We start from the raw sequence: 20982 nt of genomic DNA, 5'->3' as shown, positions 1-20982 counted from the left end.
CACTTTAATAAAGAAAAAGACTTAAATTATTAAATCATCGGTAGAAAGTACGAAGCGAAATCGTAGGGTGAAAAGTATGGTAGTTATTGTTGATGTTTCTACCCGAAGTCGTATGATGGCGGATATCAAAGGACGGAATACGGAACCTGAGATACTAATCCATAAATTACTACATAAAAAAGGATTTCGCTTTCGTCTTCATGTGAAGAATCAACCAAGAAAACCAGATATTGTTTTGCCTAAATATAAGGCTGTGATTTTTTGTAAATGGATGTTTTTGGCATGGTTGTAACGGGTGCCGTCTTTTTAAATTACCCGCCACCAGAATTGAATTCTGGCAGGAAAAAATAACCAAGAATCAAGCTAAGGACAGTAAATCAATAAATTTATCGTTAGAGAATGGTTGGAGAGTAGGTGTTGTCTGGGAATGTAGTATTAGAGTTGCGAGCAAAGATCCAGATAGGGGGTAATCAATATTACTTCTGAATAGTTAATAAGTGAAAGCTCTTTTATTGAAGTAATTTAAGCTAGCTTCTGAACTGTTCATTCATTAGCAATTCTGATGTTCAGGCATTATTGACTGAACATCAGAATTTAGTTTTTATAAATCGCTATAATGTTTTTTTAATAATGAGAAAACAATCTTGCTGATCTGTCGAGCAAGAAATGGAGGTACAGCATTTCCAACCTGCGTATACTGATTAGTACGGTTTCCTTCAAATATATAATTGTCGGGGAATGTTTGTAATCTTGCCGCTTCCCTTACAGTGAGACTTCGACATTGCTTTGGATCATAATGAATGAAATAATGACCATCTTTTGAAATATGGCTTGTTATTGTGGTGGCTTCCTTATGAGCAAGCTGCACACGAAAACGGTCATTATAAGACCCAGAATTCCAGTTCTGGTGTTGTGGAGCAAGCTTAGTCGGGAAATTTTCAGCTTTAGGTGATAACCCTCTCTGTTCACCATATAATGCACAAAAACTGTATCTGAGCAGATCTGACTCCATATGTCCTCTTGTCTCATGATTGAGAACCATATTCAGTTTAGGATCAAGAGTCCATTTTCTCAAATGATCTGGCAACTGGTTCGATGATTTATATTTATGAACAGTTTCTTTTCTTTTTAAATCTTTATATGGTTGTAGATCTGTTTTATTAACATCAACACCTATATTATTTAATTTGCTTAGTGTTTCTGTATTTTTTAGAATAACTTCCTTCCAAGAATGATAAGAATCAGGTTTTTTTGATAACCCACTTCGTAATTTAGGTAAATCGCCAATAACTTCTTTAACTGAAACTTTAGGATAAATATTCTTATCCAAGATGTCTGGTATCTGTTTAATATCTTCTCTCACGCCAATCAGAATAACACGGTGTCTTGCTTGAGGAATTCCGAATTCTTCGGATCTAATCAGATAATTCATGTTATCAGAGCTAGAGTTATCTATATCTTTTTTTTTCTCCACAAGGGAATATATTCGATATGAAGGGCAATCTTCTGATCCCGTAATCTTTGAAGGATTTTGCAGGTCATTAAGAATTTGAGGAAATATGAGTTGATTCTCAACTTTGGCAGTAAGAATTCCTCTCACATTTTCCATAACAAATACATCAGGTTTTGCTATCGATAAAACCTTTAAATATTCCTTATAAAGGAAGTGGCGGTGATCTTCTTCAGGAACATAGTTTTTATTGCCAGCATTTCTAGACCGTCCAGCTAAACTATAGGCTTGGCAAGGGGGGCCTCCGATTAAAATTTTAGGTCCGTAATGATTTTCTGTTAGCTCTTTTACTTTAGCATGAATGTGGTCATTATCTTTACCTAATTCAGAAGGACCTTTCAAGGTTTCCTGAAAAGCTGATTCATAAATTTCTTTATATGATTCAAAAAGTTCAGCTCTGGTAAGGTTACCATTTAAATATTGATAGTAACCATCTAGACAGCCTTTTTGTTTTGCAAGTCTGTAAAATGCTCTTGTAGTTAGTGTCATATGAGCATGTGGATCTTTTTCAACAGACATGCCTATTTTAAAAGGATGCTTATTATTATCTATGTAAGAGGCGAATCCTTCGCCAAGTCCACCTGGCCCAGAGAATAGATCAATTACTAAAATATCATTATCTTTCATAGTAGCCTGATAACTTAAAAAACACATGCATAATACCAGGTCCTGTCAATCGCACAAGACTTAAAAAAACTTGATAGGTAAAATTAAATAAAGCCTTGTAATTAAAATGATAACAGTTTGCTTTTCAATAGTAGTGAATTAAAAGTTTCCTAGTAAATTTTTATACTATTTAGTCTGTAATTCCCATTTTTTGGATTATTTTTCAACTATTTGATGCTATATTAATACTATTTTAGAAGAACCTAGATTACTAGCATTAAAAAATTGATGGTCTAGATTGAACCTTCCGGGATTATTATGAAAATCTCATATAAGACTAAGCCTTTGAGTCCTTTACTAAAAGCTACTATTAAAGTTGGTGCTTTAGACGCTGTAAAATTACAAATTGAAAGAGGGGCTCAATTAAATGCGGTAGATTCAGCGGGCCTTTCAGCTTTAATGTTAGCTGCAATTTTCAAACAACCAGATATTTTTCAGTATTTGATCGAAGTTGGAGCTTCTTTAGAGTTAATCGACTCAAAAGGAATGTCGGCTATTGATTATGCAGAAGCAAGTGGTGTTGAAAAAATAAAGGAAATTATACGAGAGGTACAAAATAAGACAATAAATACTACTAGTGACCCGAATCTTCTTAGAGAAGCAATCTCTGATCAAATTATAAATCAATCTACTGAATCTAAGATTGAGCAAGAAATAGTTAGTTTTAAGACGACAATTATTGAGTTCGAAGATAGTAAAGAAATAGAAAAGGAACAAAATTTAATACAGGAGGTTGATAGTCACTTAGTAGATTTTGATTTTGAATTAGATGAAGATTTATCTTTTGATGCGGGATGGGCTTTAGATACGTCTGATCACTGGTGTAGTGATGAAGAAATCGAGGTTCCTGAGAATGACTTAGCTTGCTTGGTGGAAGCTGAAACAATTTATAATAAAATAGTTAATCATCAAATTCTTGATATAGATACGATTGATTGGTCAGATATTGAAATTGATCTACCTGTTAGTCAACAAAGAATAATAAATATAAAAGACGAATTTTCTCATTTATATTATTTGTTAATTCAAAGTACCATTAAAGGAATGGTTTCATATAGCCAAGTATTACAAGCTATTAAGATTGATATTGGTGAGACATATATAGATACAGTACTGCCTGTCATTCTAAATTTGTTTGGTGATTTGGGTGTTTTGATAGAAGACTTTAAGCCGTTCGAAGCTAATTATGAAGATGATGGTATTAATCCATCAGAAAGCCTTATTGAAGATAGTTTAATTAACTTGAATTATGAACTGGAAGGCGATCTTTTCTCATTAAATATTTATTTTTCACAAATCCAAAAATTTGAATTAATTGATCGAGATGAGGAGGAAAGAATTGGCTTGCAAATGAATATTGCTTTGTTGGTCCTTGCCAAAAATATTGCTAATTTACCTACTCATTATTGGTCAATAGTAGTTGATATATTTGAGAATTACTCTACTAAAGGAGAAAATCAACTGTTTGTTGAAGAAAGTGAAGTTGATGAGGAAACAAGTGTTAGTGATGAAATTAAAAATAATGAAATATGTGAAATTGATAACGGAAATAGTTTAGAAATAAGAGAAAATAATGAGAATTTAAACTTCTGGGATATTGTAATTCAGCTAAGAATTAATAATAAATTTTATGAAAGTAATCAATATATTCCACGTCCTAAAATTAAAGATTTAGACAAATTATTAAAAATTGCAGAAAAAGATTTTATTGATATCGATGCTAAAGAAATTATTCATCCTATTACCAAGTATAAAAAAGCTCGTGAAAAACTAATTAAGGCAAATTTCAGGTTAGTAAACTATTTTGCAAAAAAATATGTGTTATCAGGTGTGCCATTAGAGGACCTTATTCAGGAAGGTAATATAGGGCTATTAACAGCAGTTGATCGTTATGATTATCAATTTGGTTATAAATTTTCAACTTATGCAACTTGGTGGATAAAACAATCAATTACTAGAGCGATAGCTAATACTAATCGCTTGATTCGATTACCTGTACATATGTATGAATTAGTTAGTTCTATTGAAATCGCAAGGAAGTCTCTGGAAGACGAAGGTATACCAGTTACTATTTCATCACTGGCACATAAAGCCGGATGCTCAGAGCTGAATGTTAGAAAGGCAATAAGTGCTAATAATTCAGTAGTATTTTTTGATGATGTCTCATATTTAGAGAATGAAATAATTAGCCCATTTTCGGGTCCTGAAGAGGTGATCTTGGCAGCTGACTTAAGAAGAGCAATTTATAGACAGTTGGCTGAATTAGATGAGCGGCCAGCAAAAATTTTGGAACTCAGATTTGGTCTTAAAGATGATAATGATCTTACTCTCGAAGAGGTGGGTAGCCAATTTAATGTTACCCGAGAGCGTATCAGACAAATTGAAGCAAAAGCTTTAAAAAAATTAAGACATATTTCACGTTCTGAATATTTGGAACCTTTTATTACGTTTATAAAAGAAGACTTGAAAGAAGAAGAGAGTACGAAGGAAGGAAGTAATGCATAGCCATATTAAATCTCGTAATGCCCCCCCACAAGCAAGTGCAATGATCGAAGCTTTAAGAGGGTTGGGCTATAACACAGCGACTGCATTGGCTGACATTATTGATAACAGTATTAGTGCTGATGCAAATCATATTGATTTACTTTTTAACTGGGATGGTCAAAAGAGTCGAGTCATTGTTTGGGACAATGGTAATGGCATGAGTGCTGAAGAAATTGATAAAGCAATGAGATTAGGGGGGAGAAGTCCATTAGAACAAAGGGATGCCAAGGATCTGGGTCGTTTTGGTTTGGGGCTTAAGACTGCTTCATTTTCTCAATGTAGAAAATTGACTGTAATATCTTGTGGCAAGGATGGAACCCATAGTCTCAGATGGGATTTAGATGTCTTAGCCCGTCAACAGGATGGGGTGTGGCATTTATTGGAAGGCCCGTTTCCAGAGCTTGAGGATTTAACTAAAGATCTAAATCATGCTGGTCACGGAACAATGGTAATTTGGGAGGAGCTAGATAGAATTGTATCTTCAAAATTTACCGTTGATGACTGGTTGAATCTTATAGATCAGATCGAATCTCATTTATCTATGGTCTTTCACCGCTATCTGGAAATAAAAGAAAAACTTACTATCCGGATAAATGGAAAAGCAATTAAACCTTGGGACCCTTTTTTTTCAGGACATCCATCAAAACCATGGAATTCACCAGTTCAGCCTTTTAAAAATACGCAGATTGAAATTGAATGTCATGTATTACCCCATAAGGATCGTCTAACTGCACAAGAGTTGAAAATAGCTGAAGGACCAAATGGGTGGATAGCTCAACAGGGTTTCTATGTTTATCGTAATGAACGATTAATAGTGGCAGGTAGCTGGTTAGGTCTTAAATCTTCTGATTCCCAAAGAAAAGCATGGGTCAAGGATGAAATCCATAAACTTGCAAGAATAAGGCTTGATATCCCAAATACAATGGATAAAGAGTGGGAAATTGATATTCGAAAAGCTGTTGCACGACCACCAGTATATTTACGGAAATGGTTGGCCAGTCATGCTGAAAATACAAGAAATAGGGCGCGCAAGGTTTTTATTAACCGTGGACAAATTACTCAAACTACGATTGATAAGACCGAAGTCAAGCAAGCATGGAAGGCCGAACATTCAAAAAATGGGATGAGATATAAAATAGATTTGGATCATCCGGTTATTAATTCCGTATTAAATAAATCTGAGAATTTACTTCCAGAATTAAAACTTATGTTAAGAGTTATCGAGGAGACTGTACCAGTTCAAAGAATTTGGTTAGATACTGCAGAAAATAAAGAAGCACCATTAACAGGATTTTCTGGAGAATCATCAGAAGCAATTTTAGATATTCTAAAAACCTTATACCAAAACATGGTGGAAATTAAAGGAATATCCCCGGAAGAAGCAAAAATTAGCCTCCGAACAACCGAACCATTTAATAAATATCCAAATCTAATTTCAACTTTATAAGAGTAATATTTTTAGAGAAATATTTTATGTCAAAAATATCTAAAGAAAATGAACAGCAGGTTATTCAGATTGTTCAAACTCTTTTACTTAATGTACAAGACAAATCTTTGATTACCACACAAATTTTAAATGAAAAAATAAATTTAGCTGTTTCATTAGATACTAAATACAAAGAAAATCTGGATAGAGATTACATTATAGAAGAGCTTATAAGGCGTTATAGTGTATGGATTGGGAAAAATAATATATTAGTTAATGATAATGGGCATATTCCTTGGTTGACGAATGAAAGAAAGAAAGAATGGAAATATTGGCAACGGTATAAAGAATGGCAAGATAAGAAATTGCCATGGATCGCGTTAAAAGCTCTGGATGATTCTACAGATACTATTTTAGGTTTACTTGAGGACCCTGAAAGAACTGATCCTTGGGATAGACGAGGATTAGTGGTTGGTCATGTGCAATCAGGTAAGACGGGGAATTTTACTGGATTAATATGTAAAGCAGCTGATGCAGGTTATAAGATTATTATTGTCTTAGCTGGAATGCATAATAACCTGCGGGCTCAAACCCAAATGCGTTTAGATGAAGGTTTCTTGGGTTATGAAACACATCCTGATCCAGATAAAATTAGAATTATTGGAGTTGGAAATATTGATTCTGGAGTTGCAAGACCTAATTATGTGACGAATAGAACTGAAAAAGGGGATTTTAATAATAAACTGGCAAATGGTACTGGTATTAGCCCAGAGCAACGCCCATGGTTATTTGTTGTTAAAAAAAATAAAACAGTCTTAAAGCGACTGCATAAATGGATTCATGATCATGTCGCAAATACAACTGATCAAGAAACAAAACGAAAAATTGTCACAAATCTTCCCCTTCTTATCATTGATGACGAAGCTGACCATGCTTCGGTTGATACAGGCGAACAGATATTTAATGATTCTGGTATTCCTGATGAAGATTATCAGCCAAAAGCGATTAATAGTCTCATAAGACAAATACTTCATTTATTCACACGAAAAGCATATGTGGGATATACAGCTACACCATTTGCTAATATCTATATTCATGAACACGCGGAAACAAAGCTTGAAGGAAAAGATCTCTTTCCAGAATCATTTATTTTGAATCTGGCTGCCCCCTCAAACTATATTGGCCCTTCTAGAGTATTTGGGATTAATGAAGGCACCGATATAAGAAAAGATCAGCTACCAATAATTCATGAGGTAGATGATCATAATTCTGATGATGGATTAACTGGATGGATGCCAATAAAGCATAAAAGTGATCATAAACCTTATCATGAATCAGAATTTGGTATTCCTTTATCTCTTGTAAAAGCAATAGATACATTTGTCATTGCTTGCGTAGTTCGGCAAGTACGTAAACAAGGCGATGAGCATACATCAATGCTAATTCATGTAACTCGTTTTAATGCCGTTCAAAAAGAAGTATTTGAGAAAGTAGATGAATATGTAAAAAAAATAAGTCAGAGACTAATTAGAAAAATTGAGAATCAGGAGATATTATCTAGGTTTAAAGAACTTTGGGAAAGTGATTTCATTCCTACCAATATAACAATGAATGAAGAAGTACCTGATTTGTGTTCTGAATCTTTGCCCACTTGGGAGACAATAGAACAGATTCTGCCAGAGGTGATCGAACAAATAAATGTACGGATGATCAATGGAACAGCAAAAGATGCTCTTGATTATGCAGATAGTGCAGAGGGATTAAAAGTCATTGCTATTGGTGGTGATAAGTTAGCACGTGGTCTAACTCTGGAGGGATTATGTGTTAGTTATTTTTTACGTGCATCTAGAATGTATGACACATTAATGCAAATGGGAAGATGGTTTGGGTATCGTGGAGGATATCTTGATCTCTGTCGACTTTATACTCCTTCTGAATTAGTTGAATGGTTTGAACATATTGCAGATGCCTCTTTAGAATTGAGAGAAGAATTCAATCTTATGGTAGATAGTGGAGGTACACCACGAGATTATGGACTAAAAGTGCAGTCACATCCTGTATTAATGGTTACGTCCCCCCTAAAAATGAGAACTGCAAAGTCTTTATATTTATCATTTAGTGGAACTGTAAGTGAAACAGTAAGCTTTATGAAAGATGAGAAAATTCTAAAAAATAATTTTGAAGCTTTAAGTTACCTGATCAGCACCTTGGGGAAACCATCTAAAACTCCTATGCGGCTCCGTAATAATCCTCCAGATAATAAATCGACTTCTAATAATTATTATTGGGAAAACGTTGAGCATATACATATTCTCGATTTCCTTGATCATTATAAAACTCATCCAGAATCTCTCAAAGCTAACAGTAAAATGTTAAAAAAATTTATTGAAAGCATGGCTGAACAGGGAGAGTTAAAATCATGGAATATTGCATTAATGGGAGGAAGTATTACACGTTCACCTATACAATTATCGGATTCAATTATAGTAAAAAAAGCTGAACGTAAAAGTAACGGGAAGCATGAGGATAGATATGCAATCCGTAGGTTATTATCACCTAGTGATGAAGCATTGGATTTGAACCCAGATGAATGGGCTGAAGCATTGGAAATTGCTTCCCAACACAAAGAAGAGGGAGCTGAAAAAAATAATAATTATCCTAGTGGAATTAGTTGTCGTCTTGTTCGTGGTAAAAATAGACCAGAAACAGGTTTATTAATTATATATTTGCCAGAAGACTCTAAACTTTCTGAGGTGAAAGAAATACCTTATGTAGGTTTTGCATGCAGTTTTCCTTACAGTAATTTAGATAAAAAAGTTGAATATAAAGTAAACAATATTGAATGGGAGAACCTCTATGGGGCTGCAAATTGATCAACAACAGATATTAGTAGCTTGGAAAGCTTTATCTTCAACAGATAATCAGGAGGGATGGGTTACTTTTCCTCTATATAAACATAATAATTGGTCTTTGTTGGCAAGTTACAATCTTTTAAAACGTGAGGAAGCAATTTTTCTGGATATCAATTACTCCCAGATTCTCGAATCAAGGATTACCTTACCTATAGCTCAAGGTTTTAGGGTACAAAGGTTTAATGAGGCGGCAAGAAAAGGTTTTGCTCTTGTACGGCAAGTAGATGGTGATCTGGACTTATTCACAAAGATGATTGTGGATGTATGTAACACAATAATCCAATATCAGGACTTGAATGAAAATAAACTAGTTTCTGTATTTATTAATAGAATTTATGCTTGGCTTTCTTTTATGTCGAAAGGGGAGCGAGAGCTCTCTCAGGAGGCGGAATTAGGTTTAATAGGGGAGTTAGAGGTAATATTGAGTTTAATTTCCTTAAATCTACCTATCTCAGAAGTATTAAATGCTTGGAAAGGGCCTCTGGATGGCCTAAAAGACTTTGAAATGGGTTCTGGTGCTATAGAAACTAAAAGTACATTATCAAATCAAGGTTTTGTTGCAAAAATTAATTCACTCGAACAATTAGATGATAGTGAGAAATCACCACTATTTTTAAATGGCTATCGTTTTTCTCTAAATTCAGTAGGTAAAACATTAACTGAACGAATTAATTTAATTCGTGAGCAGTTAAATGATTATCCAGCTGAACTTTCTAGGTTTAATAACCTTTTGTTGAGAATTGGATATCTGGAAAGTGAGAAAGAAAACTATATCCGTAAATTTAAAACTGAAAACTCGTTTTTTTGGTTGGTTGATGAAAATTTTCCACGATTAGTACCTGGGAATATCGCTGTAAATATAAGACATGCTAAATATGAAATAGATTTAACACCCTTTATAAACCAGTCTATTGATTTAAGTTTAGTTCTTCAGAAATTAGGAATTGGAAATTGTGGAATTAATTGATTTTTTAAAAAATATTCAGAGTGATGTACAAACTGAAATATCTACACGAACTGAAGAATCAGATCAACAAGGTTTATATGCAGAAGTTATATTTACTGAAATTGTTACTCAGCACATGTCAGAGATTGGTATGACATTCGAGCCTGAGATGTGTCGTTATTATGCAAATATACAAGGTATACTCCGTTTAAGTGGCTTTGCAATATCTGAAGAAGCCGATCAATTAGATCTATATGTTACTGAATATAGTGGCAATAACGAATTAGAAAATATTCCTGACTCAGAAATTAAAGCAGCAGCAGAACGCTGTTTGAGATTTCTCAAATACTGTGTTGAAAAAAAGCTATCTTCAAAAATGGATGAGTCTCATGAAGCATACCCATTAGTTCGTACGATAGAAGATGGTTATTCTCAATTTGAACAGATACGGATTTATGTATTAACAGACAGAGTGGCAAAAACTCGTCAATTTCAAAGTAGAGAAATACAAGGTAAAACAATAAAACTTGAAGTTATTGATATATCAAGGCTATTTAATCACCTACAAGAAGGTAAACCTAGGGATGAACTCATTGTGAATTTTGAACATGTTTCTGGTAGCCCACTTCCATGTGTGTGGGTTCCAAATGAGCATGGAGAGTATGATTATGCAATGACTGTAATTCCTGGAGAGGCTTTAAGATATGTATATGAAAAATATGGTCCACGTATTCTAGAGGCAAACGTTAGATCTTTTTTAAGTCAGACAGGAAAAGTAAATAAAGGTATCCGTGATACTTTAATTGATCAGCCAGAACGTTTCATGGCTTACAACAATGGCGTGGTAATTATCGCAGATGAAGCACATTTAGGCAGATTAGAAAACGGTGGAATTGGTATCTCTTGGTTAAAGGGAATGCAAATCGTAAATGGAGGACAAACAACAGCTTCCATGTTCTTTACCAAGAAAAAAAATCCAGCAGTTAACCTGAAAGCTGTGCATGTACCTGCGAAAATCATTGTTTTAAGAAAAACAGACCCTCTGGAAGAAGAGCAACTGATTTCAGATATTTCACGCTATGCGAATAGCCAAAATGCAGTCAAGCAATCGGATCTTTCAGCGAATAAACCTTATCATATTAATCTTGAAAAGTTAGCACTATCAACTTATTGCCCTGATGGTGTAAGCCGATGGTTCTATGAAAGAGCTGGGGGAAGCTATAAAGTAATGCTTGAGCGTGAGGGCAAAACTCCTGCTGGCATTAAACGTATACAGGAACTTATACCTACCAGCAGAAAAATTACTAAAACTGAATTAGCCAAATATGTTTGTGCATGGGAGCAAAAGCCTGATCTGGTGAGTTTAGGAGGGCAAAAGAACTTTACTGCATTTATGAATATGATTCAGTCGACCGATGAGGATAAGCAGTTACAATTTGATGTCATCTATTATAAAAATATTATTGCACAAACCATCATATTCAAAACTGCACAGAAAGTTATCAGGTCAAAATTTCCTGCTTTCCAAGCTAATATAACTGCATATACAGTGGCAATTTTATCTCAAAAAATCGGAAGTCGTGTTAACCTTCAAAAAATCTGGTTAAATCAAAAACTTTCTGAAGGACTTGTTAAACAGATTCTGATTTGGTCAGAGGAAGTTAATAAATACCTGCATGAAAGTGCCAAAGGGAAAATGATTTCTGAATGGGCAAAAAAAAATGAATGTTGGGAATTATTATCGCAATATGAATATTTAGAAAATGATCCTGACATTGAGGAGCTAAAGTAACCTAATTTTAATAGTTAAAATTAAATTCTTTAGGTCTCTTTTTGACTATCTTTGTGAGATGAATGTAGAAAATTATGGAATATTGATTTTAAAGAGTCGGAAATTAAATACTATTTCATCTCATTAATTCCTTGTAGTTGCCTTCATAAATATTGTCTCTAATTCGAGAATTATATTAATGCCCTAGAAAATTAATAAAAACAGCTTCTAAAATCTTAGAAGCTGTAATCAACTTTTCTGCTAGATTGAAATAAATGGGTTTATGAAATTTATTTGTATGCTTAAGGTTAACAGTTCAAGGGCTTTGTTGTACAAAGCTACCCCTATATTTTATTGAGATAATTGGCTTAAGCAAACAGTTTAGCTATCCATTTATTCTTCGGTCATCCCAATAACACGGCACTACAGTCAAATTATTTTCATGCAACCGTGACCATAATCGGACACCTAAATCCCGCTGTATATTTTGTAATGTGAAATTGGAAATTAGCAGCGTCGACTTCATGTTGTCGTAACGGCTATATAAGATCTTATGCACCATCTCCAAACGTTTCTCATGCCGGTCATGCAGGCCATATTCATCAATCACCAATAAATCAAAATTGGAGAAATGTTCGATAACTTCCTTTTCAGAGAGTGAAGCATCTGACCATGTGTCCATCATTTTTTGAGCAATTTCTGCACTGGTATAGTAGCGTGCAGATTTTGTACTGTTATGCAGAATGTTGCGAATAATTGATGCACTCAGATGGGTTTTACCTGTACCCGGTGTACCAATCATCAACATGTTCGGGTTTTGGTCAGAAATAATCTGTTGTGCAAAGGCCTGACATAGCTTGATGGTATTGTCTTGAGCAGGGCATGCAACTACAAAATTCTTGAAGCCACGGTCCAGATAGCGTTTATTGAGCCCTGAGTTTTTGATTTTCTGTTGTAGCAATCGCTGTTGCAGTTCATCCTCATAGGCTGCATTTGAGTGATGGACGGTTTCTTTGGCACACAATTTACAGAGCCTGTGACCTGCAATTTCCATCAAGGGTATATGATGGGTAGCGCAAAGTGTTTCCGTTGTTTCTGCGCGAAACTGGAGTGTTTTAAGCATGGTATTCATGACTGATCTCCTAAATCCACTTTGAATTTTCTAAAAAATTCTCATTTTTTTCTTCAAAATTTGAAGATGAAGATGAAGATGAAGATGAAGATGAAGATGAAGGGCATGATTCAAGCATGACTTGAGTAATACTCGGGCTCTTCTCAAGAGCTGCTTGAGCATTTACTTTTCGTTGCTTGGTTGATGCTTGAGCATTACTTGCGGATTTACCCCAACGTGCTTGAGCTGCATTTTTAGCTTTATCAGATTTCATTTGCTGATTTTGCAATGCTTGGCTTTTTAAACTGGTTAAAAAATTTGAATGAATCTGCTCAGATTCGACTTCAAACAATTCCAGGGCTATCAGCGTATTTAACAAAGTTTTAGCCTTGGTGTGCTGCGGTAATTTCGTGATGCTGCATACCGTTGCTAAATCATGAGGAATGGCACCATTTTTCCAGAAATCCATCATTAACAGCAGTGCCGCACCAATTTGTTCTGCTGTCATTCGTGCAAATTTCGCCTGTAGGTCGCCAATATAGAGTGGCATCCAAATTGAAATATCTTTATTCATATGTTGACCTTTTTATAGGTATAAAGGGGCTAAGGTCATCGATTTGATGACCTTTTATGTTTGTTTTATGAGTGAGCGAGACTCATTAAGCGGAGACGGGCCTGTTGAGCCAAGTCATCGTAATGAGCTTGCCCTTCATCTAGCATTCGCTGTAGCCAGAGTCTTAATGCTTGGTGATCATCGAAGCATTTATTGATTTCCAGCAAAAAGGCCAGATTGTGCAGTTTCGGAATGTGTAGCTCATGGATTAATTCACGAGCGACCATATCTGCTTCAGGGCTGACGACCACACCACCAAAGAAAGCTTTACTATTCATGTGCAAGCTCCTCTGTATTTAGTTTTTCCAACATGGCTTCAAATGCACTGCCATCGCGGCGCGTAACATTGGGAATGTAACGGCTATAGACTCGGAATAGCATTTCAGTCGTTGAATGTCCCAATTGACGTGCGATCCATTCCGGATTTTCTCCTGCCGACAACCAAAGAGTTGCTGCTGTATGACGTGTTTGGTAGGCTCTTCTAGACTTCAATCCTAGAAAGCGCAAGATCGGATGCCAGACACGTTTATTCACCAGACGGTAATCGAGAGGTCCACCATCACGATTGCAGAAAACAAACTCTGATTTACCATTATTTAAGCTTTTCTGTTGCAGAAAGGCTTGGTAAACGCGGTCATTCATCTGGATCGTGCGGTCAGAACCATAAGTTTTGGTTGCACCAAGCACACCATTCACTAACGCTTCTCTGATATGGATTTCACGACGCTGTAAGTCGATATTTTTCCATTGCAGACCATCGATTTCACTGGTACGCATACCCGTAAAAAAGCGAATGGTGTAATAGGGGCGGAAGTCTTCACGCACTGTGGTAAGAATTTTATGCACCTCTTCCAAAGAAAAAGGTGTGACTTCAATCTTGCTTTCCTTCAGATTGTTAATATTTTTATAAGGCGACTCAAACTCGTATCGTTCAGCCGCATCATTGAGTATCATACGTAAAGGCGTCATGATTTGATTGATCCTCGATGCTTTCAGACTTGTTTGATCTTTTCCGTGTGTCACTTTGGCGAGAGAGGCACGGAAGTTCAGCAAGTCTGACTTCTTGATTTTCGAGAGAACCTGATTACCAAAAGCAGGAATCAAATAGTTTTTGATCACAATTGAAACCTTTTGCTGGTATGAGGTTCTCCACTCAACTTGTTTCTGCTTAAACCACAATTCAGTAAACTCTTTAAAAAGAGGAACTTTGGTCTGTACAGCAATTTGCTGACTTCTTTTTTCCTTAAACTCCTCAACACGGTTACTTTTTGGAAAGTACTTTTCGTATTCAAAAGTTCCCAAAGTAATTTCAGCTTCAAGCTGTTCGAGACGTTTTTTCAAAATGCGTCGGTTATAAGCATTGTCTTCAAGATTGGTTGTTTCTCTGCAACGAATGCCCATGTAGCGAAAGTCGGCAATCAGTTTGCCACTTCGTTCCCGGATGGTAGCCATCAGTTAAACCTCCTAAGCCTTATTGCAGGGCATCCATGCTTAAACCAGTGAATTTAAGCATTTCAGTTTCAATGCGTTCCCAAACAAAAAGAATTTTGCGGCCACCAAAAGGACGGATGTAGTGAACACCTTCGATAAAGACACTGTCCTTTAGCTGGTTGCGAATAGTACGAGCGTCGTACTGGATTTTTTCAGCCAGTTGCTGGGCTGTGAGATAGGTATATGACATAATAGAGCCTCATATTTTTTACTAGGTAACTAGGAAAAATTATTCCTAAGACATAAATTATCATATTTTTATGTTGTTGCAAGTACTTTTTATGATTTAAGTAGGAAATTTTATGATTATTTCAAACTTGGCAGTTTTATTAGCAGAAAGGAAACTTAAGGTTGCTGATTTGGTAAGAAGTACTGGAATTAATAAATCTACTTTGCACAAACTTTATAATGATGAATCTGTACGGATTGATTTTGAAACCATTGATAAAATTTGTATTGCATTAGATGTGGGAGTGGGTGATTTATTGATTTTTAAGAAAATTGATAATAATCAAAATGATAATGACTAGTTTGGTCACAAATGGTCACATCAAAAAGTGAAATGGTCACAAATTATTGAACGATTGGTAAAAAAATACTGTACTTTGAAAAGAGTTTGGTGTTTTTTACAGCCAAAAAAGCTCTGAGGGGGCTAAAAAGTAGTGATGAAATGAGAGCATTTGAGATCAATTAAGAGCATTTTTATAGTTATGGGCACGCTATGGTCACATCTTGGTCACAAAATACAAATTACATTAAGAATATTTTTTATTGACTCGAATAACAAAGGAACGGGGAATTTTAAAAAATATAATAAAATCAACAAGAAAAAAGCCCTAATCTTTCGACTAGGGCCTTTTAAATTTGGAGCGGGAAACGAGACTCGAACTCGCGACCCCAACCTTGGCAAGGTTATGCTCTACCAACTGAGCTATTCCCGCATATTGAGCAGTTTTTACTAAAACTTACACTTAAAAAAACCAATCTGGAGCGGGAAACGAGACTCGAACTCGCGACCCCAACCTTGGCAAGGTTATGCTCTACCAACTGAGCTATTCCCGCGTGCCAGCTATAATACATTAAGCAAAACAAGGGTCAACAACTTTATGCAAAGTTTTTGCTTAATTGCATAAAATAAAAGCATTTATCTTGAAAATACCGAAAAACTCACCTTTAGAGGCGAAGTTTTAATCTATTTTCCCCAGATACTCTGCGTTTGTATCTCCGAAATCATCACAGACCTCATGCAAGTAGTTATGTATAATCAATGCACTATCTCAATCTGATTTACAGAGTGAATGATGAACTTAGAACAACAGTTAATTGAGCGCTTAAACACGTTAAACCCTACTCATCTTGAAGTTATCAATGAATCTTCAGGTCATGGTGGATACTTTCCAGGTAAAGAATCCCATTTTAAAGTTGTGGTAGTTAGTGAAGAGTTTCAAGGTTTACGTCTCGTGCAACGTCATCAGAAAATTTATGCGGTTGCTGCGGAACTGATGAGTCCTGGGAAAATTCACGCCTTAGCTATACATGCTTATATCCCTTCAGAATGGCAAGGACAAGCACCAGCAAGTCCTGAATGTGCCCATGCACCAAAAAACTAGGAATCGACTATGGACGCGCATTTAATTACCAAAATTATCCATATGTCAGCGGTGAGTTTGCTCATTCTAGTATTTGTCGCTCGAGCAGCAACTTTGTTTATTGGATTGCGAGATAGTCAACAGCCAAATACTAGTTCAAGTAAAGCGATCGTAGGGTTACAGCATTTATCGATAACTTTAATTATTGTTACGGGTGCTGTGCTGGTTTATATGAAGAACTTCCAAGTCGAGCCGTGGTTCTATGCCAAAGTCATCCTATTTTTTGTACTGTGGTCTTCGATGATCAAAATGTATAAAAAAGATGATACGGTGCTTTTGGTTCAACGTCGTGCTGGTTTATTGATCGGAACAGTGGCCTTAGTGGGTATTCTGGGCTTAGTTATGATCAAGCCAGTTTTTGCATGATTGTTTGACATTGTTTTAGTAATTGTTTTAGCACTAGGTTAAACTGCGTGCAGTTTACAAAAAATCTTGTAGAGGGAAATCATGTTAACTCGTGTGGTATTTAACCAAAAAGGTGGTGTGGGAAAATCAAGTATCACAGTCAATTTGGCAGCAATCAGTGCTAAACAAGGTCTAAGAACCTTAGTTATTGATCTTGATCCACAGGCAAATTCGAGCCAATACCTTTTGGGTGAAGATGCGACATATTCTGCTGATAAAACAGCATTAGAGCCAAACATTGAGAACTTCTTTGAAGATGTCTTAGGTACAACACAACAAAAAGGACTGATTGGTAATGCAATTGGTTCTATTTTGAAAGCCCCACGTGGTAAAGGGCTCGAAAGTTATGTACATCGTTCGTCATTTGAAAATTTAGATGTCATTCCTGCCAGCCCAAGTCTAGGTTCATTAGAACACGCATTAGAAAGCAAACATAAAATTTATAAATTACGTGATTCAATTCAATCGCTTAGTGCACGTTATGATCGTATTTTTATTGATACACCACCTGCATTCAATTTCTTTACTTTATCCGCATTAATTGCAGCAGATCGTGTATTAATTCCATTTGATTGTGATGTTTTCTCTAAACGTGCGTTACAAACTTTGATTGAAAATGTGATCGAAACCCAAGATGATCATAATGATCGCTTAGAGATTGAAGGTATTGTGGTCAATCAATATCAAGCGCAAGCAAAATTACCACGTGAAGTGGTTCAACAATTGAAAGATGATGGTTTGCCTGTACTTGAAAGTATGCTGCCGCCATCAGTTTTGATGAAAGAATCACATCAGAAGAATTTACCTTTGGTTCATCTCGCAGCTGAACATAAATTGACGCTTGCTTATGTCACTTTATTCAATGAGATTGAAGCAAAAAAATAAGAGAAGCTTATGAAGCGTTTATATTGGTTGCCAGTTTTGGCAACAGCTTTATTTCTCGGTGCATGTGCATCGACGGTTAAACCTGCTTATGTATCTCCAACGCAATATCAGTCATTAAACTGTCAGCAACTACAAGCAGAATATAATCGTATTCAGCATTACATCGATAATGGTGTACAAACACCAAAGCGCACAGGCGTAGGGGTGGGAGTTGGACTTGGCGGTGGCTGGGGTAAAGGCGGTTGGGGCTTTGGGCCTTCGATCTCAGTCAATATGGGGCAGTCGATGAACACCAAAAATACTGAGCTTGCGAATGTACTGGGTCAACAAGATGCCATTGTTCAGGCTGCGAAGTTTAAAGGTTGCCCAATTATTGTCAAACAGCGTGCAAATTCTTAATCTTCATATGTGCATCACTGGTGTTTACGCTGGTGATGCTCAATTAAATTTTAGCAAAATGTTTCATTAAAAATATAAATATAACAATGTCTTAATTGATTCTATCTTCAATTTTCTTCATTTCAAATTGTTCATTTTTCCCATAAAACTTGTTTGTCGCAGCGAATTTCGTATAAGGTGGCGAGCATGTTTAGTCAGTTGGTATCTATATGATTGAGAGTTGGTTTTTTGTTTTGGCGATGATCGCAGTGTTACTCATTCCAGGGCCGACGAATGCTTTATTAGCCAGTTCAACACATCAACAAGGCGTGCTGAAAACGTTGTCATATATACCTGTAGAGTGGCTAGGTTATATCTATGGGATCGGATTGTGGGCGTTATTTATCCATCTTTTTGACCCAATTTGGCCTGCTTTAATCATCATTTTGCATGTTTGTAGTGTTGCCTATGTTTTATGGCTAGCATTTCATTTATGGAAAAGTTCACATCTTCAAAAATACAATCAGCATCATCAACAAATTAAAACTCCTCGACTATTTGTTTCGAGTCTAAAGAATCCTAAAACATTGTTATTGGCAGCAGGAATTTTCCCAAGAGAAACATGGGACTCAGTTGAAAATGCATTATTGGTTTTCGCTGTGTTTAGCTTAGTGTTAATACCCGTATCAATTTTTTGGATGATCTTTGGGCGTGCATTATTGGCTGGTAGTTTGGTAGGAATCAAAGCCGACCACTTGTATAAAGGATCGGCTATGTTATTGATTATTTGTACCTTACCAATGATTTTTCGTTTCTTTTAATCAATGGGGCAGAGCATTATTTTGCTTTAATGCTTTGCATTTTCTGACGTAGAAAACCAATTACACCCGGTAAGATACTGATAATAATGATACCGAAAATTAAGTGCGTAAAATTATCTTTCACGATTGGCATATTTCCAAATAAATAACCCAAAGTAATGAATGATGCGATCCAACAGAATGCCCCCACCACGTTATAGGTCAGGAAGTATTTATAATTCATGCTGCCTGTACCAGCTACAAATGGCGCGAAGGTACGTGCAAATGGCACAAAACGTGCGAAGATAATGGTTTTTCCACCATGACGCTCAAAAAATTCTTGAGTCTTAAACAAGTGCTGTTTATTGATGAAACGCAAGTTCATTTCAAATACACGAGGACCTATGTAACGTCCGATATGGTAATTGACAGTGTCACCAAGAACTGCAGCGATAAATAACAAAACACCGAGAACCCAAGGATCCATTGCACCAGTTGATGCTGCTAGCGCACCTGCCGCGAATAACAAACTATCGCCTGGCAGAAAAGGCATCACCACTAAACCCGTTTCAACAAAAATAATCAAAAAGAGAATGGCATAAATCCAGACACCATAATTCTTAATAAACTCTAAAAGGTGTTCGTCAACGTGCAGAATAAAATCAATGAGTTCCATGAAGGCTTTAACACTATAAATTTGAGCTAAATCCTAGCAGTGCGTCTGTCTAATGTCAGTAAGAAAAGCAAATAAATTAGTAACTTTACTTAATGATGCAAAGCATAACGAATTGCTGTTAAATTAGTCACTATTGTTCTTAAAATGGAACGATGTATTAATAAATATGATGTTTATTGCAAATAGGAAGATACATAAACTGGTGTTAAGTTAAAAAACAAACAGAGTGGAATTGATTATGTTTAACCCTAATGTCGTTGTAAAAAATATCGTAACGCAATCTGGCGTAGAAAATACAGTGACTTTAATTGCTCGTATTTTAATGGCCTATATCTTCATTATTGCTGGATGGGGTAAATTGACCGCATATGGTGCTACAGCAGGCTATATGGAGTCGATGGGAGTTCCAGCGGCATTATTACCGATCACAATTTTGGTTGAGTTTGGTGGTGGTTTAGCTCTGTTATTTGGTTTCCAAGCTCGTTTAGCTGCTTTGGGTTTGGGGGTGTTTAGTATTATTACTGCATTCATCTTCCATGGCACAGATGATCAAATGCAACAGATCAACTTTATGAAAAACTTGGCAATGGCGGGCGGATTATTTTACTTAATGCTTTATGGTGCAGGTCGTCTGAGTTTAGATCACGCAATTGAAAAATAAACAATCAGTTTTAAAAAAGCCCCACTTATGATGGGGCTTTTTTACATCCTGGGAATTTACCGTTTATTACAAAAAATGATCTCACTGTTTATCGAAATTTGTTTGAATATTAAAGGATTAAATTATTTGGAGTGAATCAATGAGAACAATAAGCTTAGGTCTAATGGTCGGTCTTTTATCAATAGCTGCAAGCCACACATGGGCTGGGAAACAAGATGCTGTACTGTTGAAAGAAGCAGCTCAAAATAGTGTGCTGGTTAGGGATATCGTCAAATATGCAGATGAAACTGGTGTGACGCTCACAGGAAAAATTAGCAAACATTTACACAGTGATCATTATGAATTTCAAGATCAGAGTGGCAGCATTGTTGTAGAAATTGATGATGATTTATGGCAGCAAGCACGTTTAAGTGTTGGTGATTCTGTACGTTTAATCGGTGAGGTTGATACACATCGATTTAAACCTACGGATATCGAAGTAATCAAAATTGAGAAATACGGACATTAATAAAAAAAGGAAGCCTTAGCTTCCTTTTAA

21 protein-coding genes and 2 tRNA genes are annotated in these 20982 nt (G+C 35.9%); 14 read left to right on the top strand and 9 right to left on the bottom strand.

Translation table 11 applies throughout. The features are described 5' to 3' along the window. Window positions 1-76: 76 nt before the first annotated feature. Window positions 77-292, top strand: coding sequence for a DNA mismatch endonuclease, patch repair protein (locus ACSC97_RS03315; RefSeq protein WP_016164860.1), 216 nt, complete (start codon window positions 77-79; stop codon window positions 290-292). 309 nt (window positions 293-601) lie between these two features. On the opposite strand, the gene ACSC97_RS03310 is transcribed toward ACSC97_RS03315, so the two are convergent. After that, entirely contained in the window at window positions 602-2137 is a 1536-nt protein-coding gene (locus tag ACSC97_RS03310) for a DNA cytosine methyltransferase (RefSeq protein WP_016164859.1), read from the bottom strand. A gap of 297 nt (window positions 2138-2434) precedes the next feature. On the opposite strand from ACSC97_RS03310, the gene ACSC97_RS03305 reads away from it, so the two are divergent. From ACSC97_RS03305 to mzaE, 5 genes are read left to right on the top strand one after another with little or no spacing between them, the layout of a single operon-like run. Beyond that, window positions 2435-4681: a sigma-70 family RNA polymerase sigma factor gene (locus ACSC97_RS03305; RefSeq protein ID WP_000704433.1), complete on the top strand. Its 2247-nt coding sequence runs from the start codon at window positions 2435-2437 to the stop codon at window positions 4679-4681. After that, window positions 4674-6167, top strand: a complete 1494-nt coding sequence (locus ACSC97_RS03300) for an ATP-binding protein (RefSeq protein ID WP_000555597.1) — start codon at window positions 4674-4676, stop codon at window positions 6165-6167. Before ACSC97_RS03305 ends, ACSC97_RS03300 begins: the two co-directional genes overlap by 8 nt. 26 nt (window positions 6168-6193) lie before the next feature. Then, a complete protein-coding gene (locus ACSC97_RS03295; RefSeq protein WP_016164858.1) occupies window positions 6194-9019 on the top strand; it encodes a Z1 domain-containing protein in 2826 nt (941 codons plus the stop codon). Next, window positions 9003-10025: a PD-(D/E)XK motif protein gene (locus ACSC97_RS03290; protein WP_000524156.1), complete on the top strand. Its 1023-nt coding sequence runs from the start codon at window positions 9003-9005 to the stop codon at window positions 10023-10025. The genes ACSC97_RS03295 and ACSC97_RS03290 overlap by 17 nt, the downstream gene beginning before the upstream one ends. Continuing rightward, window positions 10012-11796 (top strand): MZA anti-phage system associated AIPR family protein MzaE, encoded by a 1785-nt coding sequence (gene mzaE / locus ACSC97_RS03285; RefSeq protein WP_000419013.1) that lies wholly within the window; start codon window positions 10012-10014, stop codon window positions 11794-11796. Before ACSC97_RS03290 ends, mzaE begins: the two co-directional genes overlap by 14 nt. Before the next feature lie 364 nt (window positions 11797-12160). Here the strand turns inward: mzaE and ACSC97_RS03280 are convergent, their stop codons facing one another. The 5 genes from ACSC97_RS03280 to ACSC97_RS03260 form a co-directional block, all read right to left on the bottom strand. Then, window positions 12161-12907: an ATP-binding protein gene (locus ACSC97_RS03280; RefSeq protein WP_436659291.1), complete on the bottom strand. Its 747-nt coding sequence runs from the start codon at window positions 12905-12907 to the stop codon at window positions 12161-12163. A gap of 10 nt (window positions 12908-12917) precedes the next feature. After that, on the bottom strand, window positions 12918-13460 hold the full coding sequence (locus tag ACSC97_RS03275) for a DUF1376 domain-containing protein (protein ID WP_024436051.1): 543 nt from the start codon (window positions 13458-13460) through the stop codon (window positions 12918-12920). Window positions 13461-13525: 65 nt separating this feature from the next. Next, complete coding sequence (locus tag ACSC97_RS03270; protein WP_001084945.1) at window positions 13526-13777, bottom strand: hypothetical protein; 252 nt, start codon at window positions 13775-13777, stop codon at window positions 13526-13528. After that, window positions 13770-14951 (bottom strand): site-specific integrase, encoded by a 1182-nt coding sequence (locus ACSC97_RS03265; RefSeq protein ID WP_000201379.1) that lies wholly within the window; start codon window positions 14949-14951, stop codon window positions 13770-13772. The genes ACSC97_RS03270 and ACSC97_RS03265 overlap by 8 nt, the downstream gene beginning before the upstream one ends. Window positions 14952-14970: 19 nt before the next feature. Beyond that, window positions 14971-15180, bottom strand: coding sequence for a hypothetical protein (locus ACSC97_RS03260; RefSeq protein ID WP_000122748.1), 210 nt, complete (start codon window positions 15178-15180; stop codon window positions 14971-14973). A 112-nt stretch (window positions 15181-15292) separates the two neighbouring features. On the opposite strand from ACSC97_RS03260, the gene ACSC97_RS03255 reads away from it, so the two are divergent. Continuing rightward, window positions 15293-15520, top strand: coding sequence for a helix-turn-helix domain-containing protein (locus ACSC97_RS03255; RefSeq protein ID WP_000587224.1), 228 nt, complete (start codon window positions 15293-15295; stop codon window positions 15518-15520). 335 nt (window positions 15521-15855) lie between these two features. On the opposite strand, the gene ACSC97_RS03250 is transcribed toward ACSC97_RS03255, so the two are convergent. Together ACSC97_RS03250 and ACSC97_RS03245 are read right to left on the bottom strand one after the other, a co-directional pair. Then, window positions 15856-15931, bottom strand: a tRNA-Gly gene (locus tag ACSC97_RS03250). A gap of 45 nt (window positions 15932-15976) precedes the next feature. After that, window positions 15977-16052: transfer RNA gene (locus tag ACSC97_RS03245), tRNA-Gly, on the bottom strand. Between the two features lie 239 nt (window positions 16053-16291). On the opposite strand from ACSC97_RS03245, the gene ACSC97_RS03240 reads away from it, so the two are divergent. The 5 genes from ACSC97_RS03240 to ACSC97_RS03220 all read left to right on the top strand — a co-directional run bounded on the left by ACSC97_RS03240 (window position 16292) and on the right by ACSC97_RS03220 (window position 19128). Next, complete coding sequence (locus ACSC97_RS03240) at window positions 16292-16600, top strand: BolA family protein (RefSeq protein WP_004905618.1); 309 nt, start codon at window positions 16292-16294, stop codon at window positions 16598-16600. A 9-nt stretch (window positions 16601-16609) separates the two neighbouring features. Beyond that, complete coding sequence (locus ACSC97_RS03235; protein ID WP_436659287.1) at window positions 16610-17005, top strand: SirB2 family protein; 396 nt, start codon at window positions 16610-16612, stop codon at window positions 17003-17005. 81 nt (window positions 17006-17086) lie between these two features. After that, window positions 17087-17929: a ParA family protein gene (locus ACSC97_RS03230; RefSeq protein ID WP_004905614.1), complete on the top strand. Its 843-nt coding sequence runs from the start codon at window positions 17087-17089 to the stop codon at window positions 17927-17929. A 9-nt stretch (window positions 17930-17938) separates the two neighbouring features. Next, window positions 17939-18328: a hypothetical protein gene (locus tag ACSC97_RS03225; protein WP_280095004.1), complete on the top strand. Its 390-nt coding sequence runs from the start codon at window positions 17939-17941 to the stop codon at window positions 18326-18328. A 209-nt stretch (window positions 18329-18537) separates the two neighbouring features. Further along, window positions 18538-19128 (top strand): LysE family translocator, encoded by a 591-nt coding sequence (locus tag ACSC97_RS03220; protein WP_004956591.1) that lies wholly within the window; start codon window positions 18538-18540, stop codon window positions 19126-19128. Between the two features lie 16 nt (window positions 19129-19144). On the opposite strand, the gene ACSC97_RS03215 is transcribed toward ACSC97_RS03220, so the two are convergent. Continuing rightward, a complete protein-coding gene (locus tag ACSC97_RS03215; RefSeq protein WP_004905607.1) occupies window positions 19145-19783 on the bottom strand; it encodes a DedA family protein in 639 nt (212 codons plus the stop codon). Window positions 19784-20021: 238 nt separating this feature from the next. Here ACSC97_RS03215 and ACSC97_RS03210 point away from each other — a divergent pair, with 238 nt between their 5' ends. Continuing rightward, window positions 20022-20444, top strand: coding sequence for a DoxX family protein (locus tag ACSC97_RS03210; RefSeq protein WP_004956589.1), 423 nt, complete (start codon window positions 20022-20024; stop codon window positions 20442-20444). A gap of 139 nt (window positions 20445-20583) precedes the next feature. Further along, window positions 20584-20952, top strand: a complete 369-nt coding sequence (locus ACSC97_RS03205; protein WP_129261079.1) for a NirD/YgiW/YdeI family stress tolerance protein — start codon at window positions 20584-20586, stop codon at window positions 20950-20952. Window positions 20953-20982: the final 30 nt, after the last annotated feature.

Source organism: Acinetobacter sp. P1(2025), assembly GCF_051390655.1.
GTDB classification, from domain to species: Bacteria; Pseudomonadota; Gammaproteobacteria; order Pseudomonadales; family Moraxellaceae; genus Acinetobacter; species Acinetobacter junii.
This window is presented reverse-complemented; position numbering and strand designations above follow the sequence as displayed.

Bases quoted from the DNA above. Each gene is read 5' to 3' on its own strand.
- ACSC97_RS03315 (WP_016164860.1), top strand. From the start codon at position 77: ATGGTAGTTATTGTTGATGTTTCTACCCGAAGTCGTATGATGGCGGAT.
- ACSC97_RS03310 (WP_016164859.1), bottom strand. From the start codon at position 2,137: ATGAAAGATAATGATATTTTAGTAATTGATCTATTCTCTGGGCCAGGT.
- ACSC97_RS03305 (WP_000704433.1), top strand. From the start codon at position 2,435: ATGAAAATCTCATATAAGACTAAGCCTTTGAGTCCTTTACTAAAAGCT.
- ACSC97_RS03300 (WP_000555597.1), top strand. From the start codon at position 4,674: ATGCATAGCCATATTAAATCTCGTAATGCCCCCCCACAAGCAAGTGCA.
- ACSC97_RS03295 (WP_016164858.1), top strand. From the start codon at position 6,194: ATGTCAAAAATATCTAAAGAAAATGAACAGCAGGTTATTCAGATTGTT.
- ACSC97_RS03290 (WP_000524156.1), top strand. From the start codon at position 9,003: ATGGGGCTGCAAATTGATCAACAACAGATATTAGTAGCTTGGAAAGCT.
- ACSC97_RS03280 (WP_436659291.1), bottom strand. From the start codon at position 12,907: ATGAATACCATGCTTAAAACACTCCAGTTTCGCGCAGAAACAACGGAA.
- ACSC97_RS03275 (WP_024436051.1), bottom strand. From the start codon at position 13,460: ATGAATAAAGATATTTCAATTTGGATGCCACTCTATATTGGCGACCTA.
- ACSC97_RS03270 (WP_001084945.1), bottom strand. From the start codon at position 13,777: ATGAATAGTAAAGCTTTCTTTGGTGGTGTGGTCGTCAGCCCTGAAGCA.
- ACSC97_RS03265 (WP_000201379.1), bottom strand. From the start codon at position 14,951: ATGGCTACCATCCGGGAACGAAGTGGCAAACTGATTGCCGACTTTCGC.
- ACSC97_RS03260 (WP_000122748.1), bottom strand. From the start codon at position 15,180: ATGTCATATACCTATCTCACAGCCCAGCAACTGGCTGAAAAAATCCAG.
- ACSC97_RS03255 (WP_000587224.1), top strand. From the start codon at position 15,293: ATGATTATTTCAAACTTGGCAGTTTTATTAGCAGAAAGGAAACTTAAG.
- ACSC97_RS03240 (WP_004905618.1), top strand. From the start codon at position 16,292: ATGAACTTAGAACAACAGTTAATTGAGCGCTTAAACACGTTAAACCCT.
- ACSC97_RS03235 (WP_436659287.1), top strand. From the start codon at position 16,610: ATGGACGCGCATTTAATTACCAAAATTATCCATATGTCAGCGGTGAGT.
- ACSC97_RS03230 (WP_004905614.1), top strand. From the start codon at position 17,087: ATGTTAACTCGTGTGGTATTTAACCAAAAAGGTGGTGTGGGAAAATCA.
- ACSC97_RS03225 (WP_280095004.1), top strand. From the start codon at position 17,939: ATGAAGCGTTTATATTGGTTGCCAGTTTTGGCAACAGCTTTATTTCTC.
- ACSC97_RS03220 (WP_004956591.1), top strand. From the start codon at position 18,538: ATGATTGAGAGTTGGTTTTTTGTTTTGGCGATGATCGCAGTGTTACTC.
- ACSC97_RS03215 (WP_004905607.1), bottom strand. From the start codon at position 19,783: ATGGAACTCATTGATTTTATTCTGCACGTTGACGAACACCTTTTAGAG.
- ACSC97_RS03210 (WP_004956589.1), top strand. From the start codon at position 20,022: ATGTTTAACCCTAATGTCGTTGTAAAAAATATCGTAACGCAATCTGGC.
- ACSC97_RS03205 (WP_129261079.1), top strand. From the start codon at position 20,584: ATGAGAACAATAAGCTTAGGTCTAATGGTCGGTCTTTTATCAATAGCT.